Below are 15,427 nucleotides of genomic sequence, written 5' to 3'. Positions count from 1 at the left end.
CGACCTGCTGTTGGCCGCGTTGTCCGACCCCGTGCCGGAAGTCCGCCGGCAGGCGGCCCAAGGCCTGCGCTTCGGGCCACCGCAAGTGCTGCCTGCCTTGCTGGCAGTCGCCAACGACCCTGAGCCTCGCGTACGGCTGGAAGTCGTCATCGCGCTGGGCTGGCAACGCGATGCGCAGGCGGTCGACGCGATTGCGGCGCGCGTGTTTGACGAGGCGGATGAAGAGGTGCGCTACTACGCCGTCAGTTCGCTCGGTGAGCAGCATGACGCCCGTGCCACGCAACACCTCATCACCGCATTCCAGACACCCGCGCTGGGGCAGCGTGTACGTGTTGGAGCGCTGTGGGCGCTTGGCGATAGTGGTGATGCAGCGGCGCTGCCGATCCTTCTCGCGGCGCTGGGTGACGCGGATGCGGAAATCCGCGCACAAGCCGCCACGTCGCTCTGCAATCTGCATAGGGGATCGCATGCAGATGCGGAGCAAGCACTGCCGGCGTTGACGCAAGCCCTGCGGGACGACGATGAGGATGTGCGGGAGCAAGCCGCACGGGCATTGGTGGCGGTGTGTACGTTGCCAGCGCTGCACGCTTTGCTTTCCGGACTGCACGAGCACAATAGTGCCGCCAGGCAGGCATTGCAGCGAGCGATCGCCGCTCGCGAGGAAGAAGAGGCCGCCGCAGCTGAGCGAACCGGTCTCGGCACCGTGCACTACGAGTAGTCGCCACAAGGCGGGTTCGGCTGGTGCGGACATCGGCCAATGGCGAACATGTTCTGGTAGGCTGCAAAGCCTTACCGCCTTCAATGCACGCTATCCGATGCCAACCCCAGAACCGCAAGCCGTTGCCGGCCCCGTGACCCGCAGCGCCATCTTTATTGTCGCCACCCTGAACCCAGGCGTTGATCACGCCAATGTTGTCCGCGCATGGTGCGCCGACGTTGCCGCGCTGGTTCGCTCGGTTGGCAAGCGTGTTCCAGCTGGCCAACTGTCGTGCGTGTGTGGTTTTGGCTCGGATGCGTGGGACACGCTGTTCGGCGCACCGCGGCCGGCATCGCTGCATCCGTTCCGCGTGTTCGGATCGGGGGACCGTACCGCTGTTGCAACGCCGGGCGATCTCCTGCTGCATATCCGTGCAGACCAGATGGATCTCTGCTTTGAGCTCGCCATGCAACTGATCGGCAGGCTGGGCACAGCGGTCAAGGTAGTCGACGAGGTGCATGGCTTCCGCTACTTCGACCAGCGCGCCATGGTCGGCTTTGTTGACGGCACGGAGAATCCGGAGGGCCGCGAAGCCGTTGATTTCACCGTGATCGGCGATGAGGATGGGCCCTTTGCCGGCGGAAGCTACGTGCTCGTGCAGAAGTATCTGCATGACATGGCTGGGTGGAACGCGCTTTCCGTCGAGGCGCAGGAGCGCATCATCGGGCGGACCAAGCTGTCCGACATCGAGTTGGACGACGATGTCAAACCGTCGTGGTCGCACAGCTCGCTGACAACGCTTGAGGAAGACGGCCGGGAGGTGAAGATCCTGCGCGACAACATGCCGTTCGGGCGCCCGGGCTCCGGCGAGTTCGGCACGTACTTCATCGGCTACGCGCGCTCGCCAGCCCCGATTGAGCAGATGCTCGAAAACATGTTCGTCGGCCGCCCGCCCGGCAACTATGACCGTCTGCTTGACTACAGCCGTGCGGTCACGGGCAGCCTGTTCTTCGTTCCCTCTGCAGACCTGCTGGAGGCGCTTGCCGAGCGCGGATCGGGTGAGGGCGGCGCCTGAAGCGCGGCCTCTCCAACGACGCTCGCGGCTTGGCGGCTTAGTCGCCGATGTCCTTGGGGGCGCGGTTGACCAGGACTTTGCTGACGGCGTTGCCATCCACCGAGTTGAGCATCACGAACCAGTGGATCGGCGTCACGGATGTCGCGAGCCGCTGTGTGGGCGGTACCTCCGCGAGCGGCCCGAGCGTGCAGAGTGTGCTCGAGCGCAGTTCGGCTGCGGGCTGTATCGCCCGGCAGGTGAAGCCGCGCGACTGAAGCGTCTTGGTGGCCGCATCCAGCACCGTGGCGGTCGGAATCCAGCCAGCGAGTTGCTGCCGCGCTTCCCGCGCCGACTGCTGGGTGTGGAAGGTGTCGTCGGATTTGACCGCGCCCGTGGCAGCACATCCTTGCGTGAACAGGAGAAGCGAAAGCAGCGATAGCGCGTGGAAGCGGGTGAACTGCGGCATCAAGGTGACTCCTGATCTTGCGTGCTGAGCGTTGGGCAGCGAGATTCGAACTCGCATTTGCGGTGCATGGTAGCCCAGTGGCAGGTTGCCTAGACTGAGATGGAAATTGCCAGCTTGATGATGTGGCGCCCATCCCTGTCATTCGCGAGAGAGGTTCACCATGATCACAGAAATCGTCTTCTTCAAGCTCAAGCCGGATGTGGACGTTCCCACGCTATTGGAACGCTACGAAAGCACCGCGGTGAAATGGGCGGAGAATCCGGATCTGCTACAGAAGTGGTACTTCTACGACGCGGCCACTAGGGAGGGCGGTGGCGTGTACATCTGGCGCAGCCGAGAGGCGGCTGCACGATGGCATGGCGCCGAGTACAAAGCGATGGTTGAGCGAGTCTATGGCTATCCGCCGGAGATTCGCGTGCTGGACACGCTGGGGCATGTCGACGCAACCCGGAAGACGTATGAGATGTTCGATGCAGTCGGCTGAGTGTGGCGGGGCCACCATCTGACGTGCGCAGGGCCATCGAGCGATGGCCCTCAACCCACCGGTGGCGCTACGCGATGTACTGGTCCATACGCACGATATCGGCCACCTCGCCAACGTGTTCCCGCACCGCTGTCTTGCCCGCGGCGGACCACGCTTCAAATGACGTTGTCCCGCTGGTCACCCCGATAAACGGCACGCACGCTCGCTCGGCGGCCTGCGCGTCAACGGTATGGTCGCCAACGTAGACCGCTTCCGCCGCCGGTATGCCGAGCAACGTCAGGGCAGCCTCAATGCCCTCAGGATCGGGCTTGTGCCGCTGTACATCCTCTCCGCCAATCAGCACGTCAACCAAAGATCGCAACCCGGCGCGCACGAGAATCGCATCGATCCGATAGTGAAATTTGGACGACACGATCGCGACCGCCATGCCCTGCTCACGCAAGCGAGCGAACAGGGGCGGCACCTCGGGGTAGATGCGGGTCGAGGGCACCATGATCTCGTCGGCGCGTGCTACGAAGTGCCGTGCAAAGGCTTCTGCGCGCGCGGGCTCGCTGTCTTCCGTCAGCGTGCGGAACATGACTTGCAGCGGCAGCCCGATCACCGCATGAATCTCTGCCGGCGTGGCGCCGGGTGCGCCCAGTTGCCGCAATGCGTATTCCGTGCACTCGATGATGGCGCCGGAAGAGTCGGCCAGTGTCAGGTCAAAGTCGAAAATGACCGCGCGAATCGGCATGGTGTGAAAGCTCCTTGCTTCAGTACGGCGACGGCCGGTTTTCCGTCCGCCATTTGAGATCGGCCAGCGTACCAGGGCGCGGTGGTTTCAGTCCGGAGATGGTCCACAAGCCGAATGGTGTCTCGCCGATATGGATTTCCCAGCGCAACCCGCGCTCGCCAATGAAGGGGGCGAAACGCTGCGCGACGTAGTTCATGAACTGCTCTTGTTCGGCAGGGTTGTCGATTTGCCGTGCAATGTGATCGACCTTGATGCGGACGAAGTCGTTGGTTGGCTCGCCGCCGATCAGGAACGACGCCGCCGGCAACGCCTGGAACAACACGTTGACGTAGAAGCGCGGCAAGAACCCGTTATAGAGCCCGACAATGCGCTCGGCAATCGCAAGCTTGTCTGCGTCGCTGTACGCAGCTTCGGGGTGGTAGATGTTCCAGAGCGGCATGGCAACTCTCCTATGGATGGGCCATCGTCAACGCGGATAGGCGCGAAAGCCTTGTCTGCAATAAACTCTTATTATCAGAGTAAATGTTGGGCGAGATGCCGTCAAGCGCCACAGGATGCGATACGATGCCGGCCAGACGGGAAGGTTGTTGCTGTGCGTTTCCGCTCAAGAGAGGCAATTCCAATGAAATCCAAAAGCTTTGATGGCATGACCTGCTCCATCGCCAGCGTGCTCGACGCGCTGGGCGATCGGTGGGGCGTGTTGATCGTGCGCGATCTGGCGCTCGGGTTGGCGCGCTATGACGACCTCCAGCAATCCACCGGCATTACCAATGCCACGTTGTCCAGCCGACTGAAGGCGCTGGAAGGCAATGGACTGATCGTGCGGCAGCGGTATCAGTCGCGCCCCGATCGGTACGAATATCACCTGACGTCGCGCGGCCGGGACATCGGCATCGTGTTGCTGGCGCTTGCACAGGTGGGGGATGCTTGGAATCTTGCGGAGTTGGAGGGGCCGCCGCTGAGGTTTCTGGATGCGCAGTCGGGGCATGCGATACGGCTCGCGTTGGTGGATGCCGAGACCGGGGAGCCGCTTCAACGTCCGGACCTGAGAGTCGAAGCAGGGCCGGGAGCGGACGACATCATGCATTGGCGGCTGGAGCAAAAGCGCGTGCGGCAGACCGAACCGTAGCGATTCGCCACCCACACGGCACACACAGCGGCATTTCATCCCTACCTCATCCTAGCCAGTCGCCCTGCAATGGATAGCCTTGAAAGCATGTCGGTGTTCGTCGAGATCGTGAACACCGGAAGCCTGACCACTGCAGCTGAGCGATTGGGCCTGTCGTCGAGCATGGTCGGCAAGCACCTGAATGCGCTTGAAGCACGCCTTGGGGTCAAGTTGCTCCATCGCACGACACGGCGCCATCAGTTGACTGAAGCCGGCGCGCTCTATCTCGAGCGCTGCCGCGACATTCTCGAGCGGGTCAAGGCGGCACATGACGACGCATCGGCACTGCGCGGCAATCCGGCTGGCAAGCTGCGCATTGCCGCACCGATTTCGTTTGGCGTCACGCAACTGGCGCCGGCGGTTGCGCGGTTCCTGGCGCACCACCCGGGTATCGATATCGAGTTGATGCTGACCGACGCGCCGGTCGATCCAGTCGGCGACGGCGTGGATCTCGCCTTCCGTGTCGGGCCGCTTGTCGATTCGTCGTTGATTGCACGGCCGCTGCCGTCGTACTACCGGATGGTTGTTTGCGCAGCACCGGACTATCTGGCCAGGCGCGGCATGCCAACCGTACCGCACGATCTGCTGAGCCACGACTGTCTCGGGCATACCCGCTGGGGGCCAAGCCATGCGTGGCGATTCGACGGACCGGATGGGCCCATCGAAGTGCCCGTCAGTTACCGGCTGCGCATCGACAACGGCCCTGCATTGCGTGAAGCCGCTTTGGCGGGCGGCGGCATCATTCGGCAGCCGTTCGGCCTGGTCAAGAACGACCTGGAAACCGGCCGGCTGCGCCTCCTGTTGGCGGACTACCGATCGCACGGGCGCGACTTTTACCTGCTCTACGCTCGTGACACGGTCGCTCCTGCAAAGGTGCGAGCGTTCATGGAGTTTGCGCTCGAGCATTTCGCCGCCGCAGACTCGGGCGATCAAGCCTGAGCGGTTTCAACCGGCGCGGCAAAGACTTCTGCCGCCACGCCGAGTGCATTGTTGACGGCTGCACCGCCTGCATAGAACATGGTTTGCAGGATCGTCTCGATGATCTGTTCGCGGGTTGCCCCAGCAACGAGTGCTGCTTCGATGTGGGCACGCAGTTGCGGCAACAGGTAGCCCTGTGCCACACAGCACGCGATGACGACCAACTCGCGTGTCGCAAGGTCCAGCCCCGTGCGATCCAGCACACCGGCAAACGCCCATTGCATGGTCATCGTCAGGAAATCAGGGCAAAGCGCCTCGCGTGACTCGGCCAATTGCTTGCCGCTGTGCTTGCCGTGCAGCTGTTCAAACAGCGCAAGGCCACGCGCGTAGGTGTCGTCTCTGGGAAGAATCGGGCGTGTCATGTCTATCCTCGTGATGAATCGCCGGGGGATCGGCGGATAGACAAAGTGTGTGGTGAAGCGCCGCGCTGAAAAACGCCATTCTGGTGCGTTCATTTCCCACTCGGAGTGGGGAATCCGTGGCGCGTGTTCATCGGCGTGGAGGGCGGCAACGCTCCGGTCAGCTGATAGCGTACGGCGCTGACATCTGAGCTGCAGGCCGTGCAGGTCCGGGGTCAAATCGAAGAGATACGGTGCTTTTATCCGTCTAATTCAACGATTGAATGTCAGGCTGCACAAAGAATCGAAAGACATCGCTTTAAAGCCGGGTTTAATAAGGTGTTCGCAAGGGAAATGCAACACGCTGTCTAAAGACGAAATCGCCCCGGTCGTTGAGCGGGTGGTGATATCGGGAGATCGATTTCCGAATCTTTGACACTGGCTGACGACATTGCACCGTCTGCCAACACAACAGCGGTACAACTTTCCAAGCGAGAACATCATGGGATTCCAACAAGGGCTGAGTGGCCTCGATGCCGCGTCCAAGTCGCTGGACACAATCGGCAGCAATATCGCCAACGCCAACACGGTCGGCTATAAGAAGGCGACGACGGTGTTTGGCGATGTGTATGCGCGCTCGCTCGTCGGCGCATCGGATAGCCAGATCGGGCAGGGCGTGAACGTGACGCGCATTTCCCAGTCCTTTACGCAGGGCAATGTGACGCGCACGGGCAATCCGCTGGACCTCGCGATCAATGGCACCGGTTTCTATCGCATGGTTGACCCGGGCAGCGGGCAGGTTTCGTACACCCGTAACGGCCAATTCCATACAGACAAGAACGGCTACATCATCTCCGCCACCGGCCAGAACCTGACCGGCTACGGTGTGGATTCCACGGGCAAGGTCAACACGGCTGTACTGACCAATCTGCGGATTCCGGTCAATGATCTGGCCCCGCTGGGCACAACCAATACAACGTTCGGCGTCAACCTGGATTCGGCTGGCAAGATGCCGACCACCACGCCGTTCTCGTCCACCAACTCGGCCACGTTCAGTCATTCGGTGTCGCAGCAGGTCTACGACGGCACGGGCACGGCACGTACGCTCACCAACTACTACGTGCGTACCAGCACCGGTTGGGACGTCCATGCCCTGGTGGACGGCGCGCCCCCCACCGGTGGCAACCCGATCACCACGCTCACCTTCAACGGCAGCGGTCAGTTGACCTCCACGCCCACCAAGATCCCGGTCAGCTTTGCGGGCATGGGCATCAGCAACATCGACCTGACAGGTACAACGCAGTACGGCGGCGGCTACAACGACACGGCCCCCGGCGTCTCGCAAGACGGCTACGCCACCGGGCGCCTGGCCAGCTATGCGGTGGGCAACGACGGCACGGTGCTGGCGCGTTACTCCAACGGTCGCACCGCGGTGCTGGGGCAGGTTGCCATGGCCAACTTCAAGGCGCCGGATGGCTTGCAGAACATTGGTGGCAATCAGTGGGTAGAGACCGCTGACTCGGGCGCTGCCAATCTCGGCACCCCGGGCATGGGTTCGTTTGGCTTGCTGCAATCGCAGTCGGCCGAGCAGTCGAACGTGGACCTCTCTGCCGAGTTGGTCAACATGATCGTTGCCCAGCGTTCGTACCAGGCCAACGCGCAGACCATCAAGACGCAGGACTCGATCCTGCAGACGCTCGTCAGCCTGCGTTGATCGCGCACGGCAACTGACAGCCCGCCTGGGGCGGCTCTGGCATACCGGAGCCCCGGGCGGTTTTCTCCCAATTCTGACGAGGCCTTCAATTGATTCGCTCTCTGTGGATCTCCAAGACCGGGATGGACGCCCAGCAAACACAACTGGACGTCGTTTCCAACAACCTGGCGAACGTCAACACGACGGGCTTCAAGCGCTCGCGCGCCGTATTCGAAGATTTGCTGTACCAGAATGCCCGCGAGCCCGGCGCACAGTCGTCGCAGCAGACCACGCTGCCTTCGGGCATGCAGATCGGCACCGGCACGCGCGTTGTCGCCACCACACGGCTGCACACGCAAGGCAACCTGACCAAGACCGGCAACTCGACTGACGTGGCCATCAACGGCAACGGTTTCTTTCAGGTGCAGATGCCGGATGGCACGCTGGCCTACACGCGTGACGGCAACTTCCAGATCAACCAGCAGGGGCAGCTCGTGACGTCGAGCGGCTACGCGGTGCAGCCGGCGATTACCGTGCCGCAGAACGCCAAGAGCCTGACGGTTGGCAAGGATGGGGTGGTGACGATCACCACGGCGGGCACAACCAACAACACGCAGGTGGGTACGTTCCAACTGGCCAGCTTCATCAACCCCGCAGGCCTGCGCAGCATGGGGGAGAACCTGTACGCAGAGACGGAAGCCTCCGGCACAGCCAACCTGGCCGCGCCCGGGTCGAACGGTGTGGGCGTGCTCAACCAGAACTACGTGGAAACATCCAACGTGAACGTGGTGGAAGAAATGATCCAACTGATCCAGACGCAGCGCGCCTACGAGATCAACAGCAAAGCCGTGCAGACGTCCGACCGCATGCTGGAAAAAGTGGCGCAGCTTAAGTAAGGCGCTGCAATCCTGATCGGGCAGATTCTTTTCCTTGCAACCATGAGTTCTTCTCTTCTGAACATCGGCGCATCGGGCCTGCGCACAGCGGGTATCCACCTGCAGGTGACTGGCAACAATATCGCCAACGCCAATACGCCCGGCTATTCGCGCCAGGAAGCGGTGCAGACGCAGAACGTGCCGCTGTATGCCGGTGTCGGCTACCTGGGGCAGGGCGCCGATGTTGCCACCGTCAAGCGTATCTACGACCAGTTCCTGACCACGCAGGTGCAGAGCGGCCAGGCGGCCACCAGCGCTGCCAATCAGCTCAGCAGCCTGTTGACCGGCCTGGACAAGTACCTGGCGGACCCCAACAGCGGGTTGAGCTCGGCGCTTACCAGCTTCTTCAATGCAGCCGATGGCCTGGCGTCCAAACCGTCGGACACCACTGCGCGGCAGGTCTTCCTGAATGCCGCCGCTGGCCTGCAGAACCGCTTCAATGCGATTGCTGGGCAGATGAATGCGCTGACAAATCAAGTCAACACGCAGGTGCAGACGCAGGTCAGCACCGTCAACGGCACCGCCAAGCAGATCGCCGCGCTCAATGAACAGATCGCCAAGGCAGAGGCCTCCGCCGGCCAGCCAGCCAACGACCTGCGTGACCAGCGCGACCAACTGGTGCAGACGCTCAACAAGTCGATCAAGGCCAGTGCCGTGCAGACCAGCGATGGTCAGTACAACGTCTATATCGGTAACGGGCAGGCTCTGGTGCAGGGCAATCAGAGTTTTGAACTGACGACTGTGGCATCGCCGTACGATCCGACGCAACTGTCAGTGGGCTACAAGAGCCCGGCGGGTACCGTCAGCATTGACGATAGCCAGCTTGGTGGTGGTGCCCTGGGCGGGCTGATGGATTTCCGCCGCAATACGCTCACCCCCGCGCAGAACAGCCTGGACCGTTTGGCGACCGCCATGTCGTCGGCAGTGAATGCGCAGAACAGGCTGGGCATGGATGCCAATGGCAAGATGGGCGCCGATCTGTTTTCTGTTGCCGGCCCCAGCGTTGCACCCAGCAACAGCAACACCGGCAGCGGTACGCTCACGGCCAGCATCACCAATGCCAACGCAGGGCAGGGGTATGACTACCAGGTGAAGTATCAGGGGGGCGCCTATACCGTATCGCGCTACCTCGATGGCTCCGGCGCGGTCACCGTCACCAGTTGGCCGACCACCGTGGATGGCGTCACGCTCAACCTGAGCGGTGCCATGAACAATGGGGATTCGTTCCTCGTGCGCCCGACCGCCAACGCCGCGTCCAGCATGAAGACGCTGACGAACGATTACCACGCGGTCGCCGCAGCCTCGCCTGTAGTGGCAGACCTGGGCAGCAACAACAAGGGCAGTGCGGCGATTACGTCCGTCGGCGTGAATGCGGGCTATGCGGGGGCGCCGCTTGCCTCGCCGGTCTCGCTTACCTACAACGCCGCCGGTGGCGGCTCGCTTTCGGGCTTTCCGGGCACAGTCACGGTCACCGTCAATGGCACCTCGACCACGTATACGGGCACGGCGCCTTACACGCAGGGCGCGACGTATGCGTTCAACGGCGTCCAGATGACGATGACGGGTGTGCCAGCAAATGGCGATACCTTCAAGCTTTCGCCCAACACCGCCAACAGCACGGATAACGGTAACGCCAGTGCATTGGCCAAGCTACGCAATGCCGCGCTGCTCGATGGCGGCACCACGTCGATCGGCTCAGCGTGGAATCAGCTCACCACACAGGTGGGCGTGCAGACCAACCAGGCCAATGGCAACCTGACCGCGCAGACGGGGCTGCTTCTGAGCGCCACGCGGCAGCAGCAGTCGGTATCTGGCGTGAGCCTGGATGACGAGGCGATGAACCTGATGCGGTATCAGCAGGCCTATCAAGCATCGGCCAAAGTCATGCAGACGGCGAACAGCCTGTTTGACTCACTGCTTTCCATCGCAGGGCGTTGAGATCGGGTGATGGCGGCCTAAGCCGGACCAGCGTCATGCTGGTCCGATGCGCTTTGGGGTCAAGCGGGTGTCAGGTTTGTCGCGGCGGACAAGTCCGGGGGCAGTTGCAGTGGCTTGCCGTAGCCGAAGCAATGCTGCGCTAGCGGGAAGCCACCTTGCCGAACCTCGTCGGCATATTGCGCGACGGCCTCACGCATGAGGGCATTGATATCCGCATAGCGTTTGACGAAGCGTGGCGTGTAGGCATCGAAGCCGCCCACCATATCCTCGGTCACCAGCACTTGACCATCGCACGCCGCAGAGGCGCCGATGCCGATGGTCGGGATCGTCAGCGTTTCCGTGATGTGCCGTGCCAGTGCCTCGGCGGTGCCCTCGATGACGACCGAGAACGCGCCGGCTCGTTCCACTGCGCGTGCCGCCTCGAAGATGCGTGTGGCTGAGCCAGCATCGAGCCCTTGCGCCTTGAAACCACCGGTGGCGTTGGCCTGCTGTGGCATCAGCCCAATATGCGCCATGACCGGTACACCGCGTTCGGTCAGGAAACGAATGGTGTCCGCCATCTCCACGCCGCCTTCCAGCTTGACGGCCTGCGCACCCGTTTCACTCAGCAGACGCGCTGCACTACGGAACGCCTGCGCGGGAGATTCCTGGTACGTCCCGAACGGCAGGTCGACCACCACGCAGGCCCGCGTCGACCCGCGTACCACCGCTGCGCCGTGCGCGATCATCATCTCAAGCGTGACCCCCAGCGTGCTGGGCATGCCGTACAGAACCATACCCAGCGAATCGCCGACGATGATCACATCGGCATGCGTGTCGACCAGGCGAGCCATCGGAGTGGAATAGGCCGTCAGCGAGACCAGGCTGCCTGTACCCTTGCGCGCGCGCAGCGCGGTGACGGAGTGGCGGGAGAGTGCTGTATGTGTGCTCATGGAACGTTGTCGAACAGTGGATGCACCACGGTATCATCTGCGGCGCGCGCCCGATCCCGCGCAGAGGACACCCTATGCTGCACGCAGGACAAGCTCGTAACGCCTACGTGGTTCCGCCCATGACGGTGCTGCCGCGGCCACTGTTCGTGCGGGCCTTCGAGATTCCAGGCAACGGTTGGGTGGAGCCCCACAGCCATCCCTGGGCACAGTTCACCTACGCCACCGCTGGTGTGATCGAGATCGATACCCCACTGGGCCGCCATCTGCTGCCACCGCACTACGCGATGTGGATTCCGCCGGATATGCCGCACGCCGTATCAACGCGCGAATGTGTGGCCTTCCATAGCTTGTATCTCGACGCAGCCGCGTTTGGGCCGCAACCGCCGCGTGCAGGCGCCATGTTGTGCGTAACTCCCTTGCTACGGGAGCTGGTGGCGGCAACTGCTGAACTCCCTGTGGACTACGACACGCACGGTCCCGACGGCGCCCTGGTGTGCCTGATCATGGACCGCATCCGACGTTTGCGCACCGCGCCGTTGTCTGTGCCGATGCCGCGTGATGCACGGCTGCTCAAGATCGCACGTGCATTGCACGTTGATCCGGGCGACCCGCGCAGCCTCGACGATTGGGCCAGTCAGGTCGGGGCCACCCGCCGCACGCTCTCGCGCCTGTTCCGGCAGGACACCGGACTGTCATTCGTCGAGTGGCGGCAAGCGTTGCGGTTGCTTGCTGCGTTGCCCTTGCTGGAGGCCGGCGCGGCCGTGAGCGTGGTTGCCGAGCAATTGGGCTATGCGTCGGTCTCCGCGTTCATCGCGGTCTTCCAGGCGCGTTTCCAGGTCACGCCGGGGGTGTTTGCCCGCACCCGGCAACTTGAGGGCAAGCGGGATCTACCGGTGGCGCTACCTGCCTAGGGTTCGTCCTTCAAATGCTTCCCTCTCCGGCCTCGTAGTCCGGCGCGCCGTAATAGAGCACGCCAAGCTGGATCGGCGCGCGACCCGCAGCCTTGCGCGGATGGATGTTCGGGCTATGGAAGAAGATCGTGTAATCGATGCCGGAAACCAGCATGGCCTCCATGACTTCACCGGAGCACGGTGCGCAGCAGGAATGCAGTAGCACCTTGCTGTGACCGCCGGGCAAGGGCAACGCCTTGCGTTCAAGAGGTGTCATGGGAGTTGTCATGAAGCTCCTCGCGCCCAGGTGCTGTGCCTCAGGATGTGCTCGCCCGCAATGTATGAATTAAATTCATTTAATTTGAAAAACACATCATTTTACTTCATGTTGCTGGATTTCTAGAATCGGCGGATCGATTTGATTCCACCGGAAACTCCAGAAGATGACCACCGTCCACAACCTCGGTTTTCCCCGCATCGGCGCCAAACGCGAACTCAAGTTCGCCCTCGAGTCCTACTGGAAAGGCGAGGCCTCGCGCGACCAACTGAAAGCCCTCGGCGCACAGCTTCGCCAGCGCCACTGGCAAAACCAGCAAGACCTGGATTTCGTGCCCGTGGGCGACTTCGCGTTCTATGACCAAGTGCTGGACATGAGCTTCACGCTCGGCAACCTGCCGGAGCGCGTGCGTGATTTTCACGGCGATGCGCTGGACAACTACTTCCGCGTCGCCCGCGGTCGCTCGGCGCAGTCAGCCGAGCATGCGGCCTGCTGCGGCGGCGTGGCAGCGGGCGAGATGACCAAGTGGTTCGACACCAACTACCACTACATCGTCCCCGAGTTCGCCGCCGATACGACATTCAAGCTGGATGCCTCGCGCCTGGTCGAGCAACTGGCTGAAGCCCGCGCGCAGGGCGTGCGCGCCAAGCCGGTGATCGTCGGCCCGGTTACGTACCTGGCGCTGGGCAAGGCCAAGGACGACTCCGACAAGCTCGCACTGCTGTCGCGCCTGCTGCCGGTGTATGCCGATCTGCTGACCACACTGGCCGCGCAGGGCGTCGAATGGGTGCAGATTGACGAACCGGTGTTGGTGACCGAGCTGGCCCCGGAATGGCAGGACGCCTTCCGCACCGCCTACGCCGCGCTGGCAAGGGGCCCCGTCAAGCTGCTGCTGGCGACGTACTTCGGTCAACTGCAAGAGAACTTGCCGCTGGTGGCCGAGCTGCCCGTGCAAGGCGTGCACCTGGATGCCATCAATGCGCGCCAGGAAGTCGCCGCCCTGATCGCGAAGCTGCCGGCTGGCCGCGTGGTCTCGCTAGGCGTGATCAATGGCCGCAACATCTGGAAGACAGATCTCGACGGCGTGCTGGACTGGCTGGAGCCGGTGGCCAAGCAATTGGGTGAGCGTCTGTGGATTGCCCCGTCGTGCTCCCTGCTGCACGTGCCGGTCGACCTGAACAGCGAACAGAAGCTCGATGCCGACGTGAAATCCTGGTTGGCCTTCGCGCTGCAGAAGCTCGATGAACTCAAGGTGCTGGCCGTGGCGCTGCGCCAGGGCCGTGATGCCGCCAAGGACGCGCTGTCCGCCAACCGTGCCGCCATCGAGGCGCGCCGTAACTCGCCGCGTGTACACAACCCGGCCGTGAAGGCCGCGGTCGACAAGATCACCCGCGCGCTGGGCGAGCGCCAGAACGCCTACGGCGTGCGCGCCCCGAAGCAATCAGCGCTGCTGAAGTTGCCGGCGTTCCCGACCACAACGATTGGCTCCTTCCCGCAAACGGCGGAGATCCGTCATGCGCGCAGTCAGTTCAAGGCAGGCGCACTGGACGCAACGGGCTACAAGCAGGTCATGCAGGCCGAAATCGAGCGCAGCGTGCGCGAGCAGGAGGCCCTGGGTCTGGACGTGCTGGTGCACGGCGAAGCCGAGCGCAACGACATGGTCGAGTACTTTGGCGAGCAACTGCAGGGCTACGCCTTCAGCCAGTTCGGCTGGGTGCAGTCGTACGGCTCGCGCTGCGTGAAGCCGCCCATCCTGTTCGGTGACATCAGCCGCCCGAACGCCATGACAGTCGAGTGGATCCAGTACGCGCAGTCGCTGACAGCCAAGCCGATGAAAGGCATGCTGACGGGCCCAGTCACGATCCTGAACTGGTCCTTCGTGCGTGACGATCAGCCGCGCTCGGTATCGTGCTACCAGCTCGCGCTGGCAATCCGAGAAGAAGTACTGGATCTGGAGCGCGCCGGCATCAGCGTGATCCAGATCGACGAGGCCGCGCTGCGCGAAGGCCTGCCGCTGCGCCGAGCGCAATGGCAGGAATACCTGGACTGGGCGGTGGAATCGTTCCGTATCACCGCCAACGGCGTGCGTGATGAAACGCAGATCCACACCCACATGTGCTACTCGGAGTTCAACGACATCATCAAGTCGATTGCCGACATGGATGCCGACGTCATCACGATCGAGACCTCGCGCTCGGATATGGAGCTGCTCGACGCGTTCGACAACTTCAAGTATCCCAACGAGATCGGCCCGGGCGTGTACGACATTCACTCGCCGATCATCCCAACGCAGGATCACATCGTGCAACTGATGCGCAAAGCCGCCGAGCGCATTCCACAGGAACGCCTGTGGGTGAACCCAGACTGCGGTTTGAAGACGCGCCAGTGGGCTGAGGTGATTCCGGCGCTGACCAATATGGTCGCTGCTGCGAAGACGCTGCGCGGCCAGTAAGTCAGTACGCGTACGACTGCGTGCGCTATTTACTGACATCCATCGCCCCGGGCATGTCCGGGGCGAGGCAGTTCTCGGGTTCCATATATATAGGTCCAACTGCCGAGTGAATCGACCGGATCGCTCCCAAGTTGCGTTCGCCGAACTTTTTTTGATCCGTTTTATCGCCCGCAATCCTAGGCGCAGACTGGGCTGGCGCAGATTCTTCACGGTTCCGTCATCAGTAGGACGCGAGAAAGGTGTTGCCAAGTGCGTGGAACCCACCTATAGTTCGCCCCTCGCTGCACGACGCAGCGCCGAAACGCAGGTTGAGGCGGTGGTGTCGAGGCGGTGGAGAGGTAGATGTGGTGCGGGTTTCCGGCCGATTGGTGGTGTTGATCGGGTGGGTGTCG

15 protein-coding genes and 1 pseudogene are annotated in these 15,427 nt (G+C 62.6%); 10 read left to right on the top strand and 6 right to left on the bottom strand.

The features are described 5' to 3' along the window. On the top strand, window positions 1-718 hold a 718-nt coding region (locus JHD73_RS21540; protein ID WP_199032240.1), incomplete at its 5' end, for a HEAT repeat domain-containing protein. Between the two features lie 97 nt (window positions 719-815). Next, window positions 816-1,772 carry a Dyp-type peroxidase gene (locus JHD73_RS21535; RefSeq protein ID WP_199032239.1) on the top strand — a complete coding sequence of 319 codons (957 nt, stop codon included), beginning with the start codon at window positions 816-818 and terminating at the stop codon, window positions 1,770-1,772. Window positions 1,773-1,809: 37 nt separating this feature from the next. Here the strand turns inward: JHD73_RS21535 and JHD73_RS21530 are convergent, their stop codons facing one another. Continuing rightward, a complete protein-coding gene (locus tag JHD73_RS21530; RefSeq protein ID WP_199032238.1) occupies window positions 1,810-2,217 on the bottom strand; it encodes a hypothetical protein in 408 nt (135 codons plus the stop codon). A gap of 160 nt (window positions 2,218-2,377) precedes the next feature. Here JHD73_RS21530 and JHD73_RS21525 point away from each other — a divergent pair, with 160 nt between their 5' ends. Further along, window positions 2,378-2,701, top strand: a complete 324-nt coding sequence (locus tag JHD73_RS21525) for a hypothetical protein (protein ID WP_199032237.1) — start codon at window positions 2,378-2,380, stop codon at window positions 2,699-2,701. A gap of 67 nt (window positions 2,702-2,768) precedes the next feature. Here JHD73_RS21525 and JHD73_RS21520 read toward each other — a convergent pair whose 3' ends face one another. Together JHD73_RS21520 and JHD73_RS21515 are read right to left on the bottom strand one after the other, a co-directional pair. After that, window positions 2,769-3,434 carry an HAD family hydrolase gene (locus JHD73_RS21520; RefSeq protein ID WP_199032236.1) on the bottom strand — a complete coding sequence of 222 codons (666 nt, stop codon included), beginning with the start codon at window positions 3,432-3,434 and terminating at the stop codon, window positions 2,769-2,771. A 19-nt stretch (window positions 3,435-3,453) separates the two neighbouring features. After that, window positions 3,454-3,873, bottom strand: a complete 420-nt coding sequence (locus JHD73_RS21515; protein ID WP_199032235.1) for a tautomerase family protein — start codon at window positions 3,871-3,873, stop codon at window positions 3,454-3,456. A gap of 183 nt (window positions 3,874-4,056) precedes the next feature. Between JHD73_RS21515 and JHD73_RS21510 the strand changes: the two genes are divergently transcribed. Together JHD73_RS21510 and JHD73_RS21505 are read left to right on the top strand one after the other, a co-directional pair. Beyond that, window positions 4,057-4,563, top strand: a complete 507-nt coding sequence (locus tag JHD73_RS21510) for a helix-turn-helix domain-containing protein (protein ID WP_199032234.1) — start codon at window positions 4,057-4,059, stop codon at window positions 4,561-4,563. A 69-nt stretch (window positions 4,564-4,632) separates the two neighbouring features. Beyond that, a complete protein-coding gene (locus JHD73_RS21505) occupies window positions 4,633-5,541 on the top strand; it encodes a LysR family transcriptional regulator (RefSeq protein WP_199032233.1) in 909 nt (302 codons plus the stop codon). On the opposite strand, the gene JHD73_RS21500 is transcribed toward JHD73_RS21505, so the two are convergent. Continuing rightward, window positions 5,532-5,942: a carboxymuconolactone decarboxylase family protein gene (locus tag JHD73_RS21500; protein ID WP_199032232.1), complete on the bottom strand. Its 411-nt coding sequence runs from the start codon at window positions 5,940-5,942 to the stop codon at window positions 5,532-5,534. The two genes, JHD73_RS21505 and JHD73_RS21500, sit on opposite strands and share 10 nt — an antisense overlap. A gap of 478 nt (window positions 5,943-6,420) precedes the next feature. Between JHD73_RS21500 and flgE the strand changes: the two genes are divergently transcribed. The 3 genes from flgE (at window position 6,421) to flgK (ending at window position 10,484) form a co-directional block, all read left to right on the top strand. Then, window positions 6,421-7,632 carry a flagellar hook protein FlgE gene (flgE, locus tag JHD73_RS21495; protein WP_199032231.1) on the top strand — a complete coding sequence of 404 codons (1,212 nt, stop codon included), beginning with the start codon at window positions 6,421-6,423 and terminating at the stop codon, window positions 7,630-7,632. An 89-nt stretch (window positions 7,633-7,721) separates the two neighbouring features. Next, window positions 7,722-8,507, top strand: a complete 786-nt coding sequence (flgG, locus tag JHD73_RS21490) for a flagellar basal-body rod protein FlgG (RefSeq protein ID WP_199032230.1) — start codon at window positions 7,722-7,724, stop codon at window positions 8,505-8,507. 42 nt (window positions 8,508-8,549) lie between these two features. Continuing rightward, entirely contained in the window at window positions 8,550-10,484 is a 1,935-nt protein-coding gene (gene flgK / locus JHD73_RS21485) for a flagellar hook-associated protein FlgK (RefSeq protein ID WP_199032229.1), read from the top strand. 59 nt (window positions 10,485-10,543) lie between these two features. Here flgK and panB read toward each other — a convergent pair whose 3' ends face one another. Further along, a complete protein-coding gene (panB, locus tag JHD73_RS21480; protein WP_199032228.1) occupies window positions 10,544-11,416 on the bottom strand; it encodes a 3-methyl-2-oxobutanoate hydroxymethyltransferase in 873 nt (290 codons plus the stop codon). Window positions 11,417-11,490: 74 nt separating this feature from the next. Between panB and JHD73_RS21475 the strand changes: the two genes are divergently transcribed. Then, window positions 11,491-12,327, top strand: a complete 837-nt coding sequence (locus JHD73_RS21475) for a helix-turn-helix transcriptional regulator (RefSeq protein WP_199032227.1) — start codon at window positions 11,491-11,493, stop codon at window positions 12,325-12,327. A gap of 97 nt (window positions 12,328-12,424) precedes the next feature. Here the strand turns inward: JHD73_RS21475 and JHD73_RS21470 are convergent. After that, window positions 12,425-12,583, bottom strand: a pseudogene (locus JHD73_RS21470) (epoxyqueuosine reductase QueH); the annotation flags it as partial. Between the two features lie 166 nt (window positions 12,584-12,749). Here JHD73_RS21470 and metE point away from each other — a divergent pair. Next, on the top strand, window positions 12,750-15,035 hold the full coding sequence (metE, locus tag JHD73_RS21465; protein ID WP_199032226.1) for a 5-methyltetrahydropteroyltriglutamate--homocysteine S-methyltransferase: 2,286 nt from the start codon (window positions 12,750-12,752) through the stop codon (window positions 15,033-15,035). Window positions 15,036-15,427: the final 392 nt, after the last annotated feature.

The organism is Ralstonia sp. ASV6, assembly GCF_016429285.1.
Taxonomy (GTDB): Bacteria; Pseudomonadota; Gammaproteobacteria; order Burkholderiales; family Burkholderiaceae; genus Ralstonia; species Ralstonia flaminis.
The sequence above is the reverse complement of the archived record's forward strand: the minus strand, read 5'-3'. Positions and strand labels throughout refer to the sequence as shown.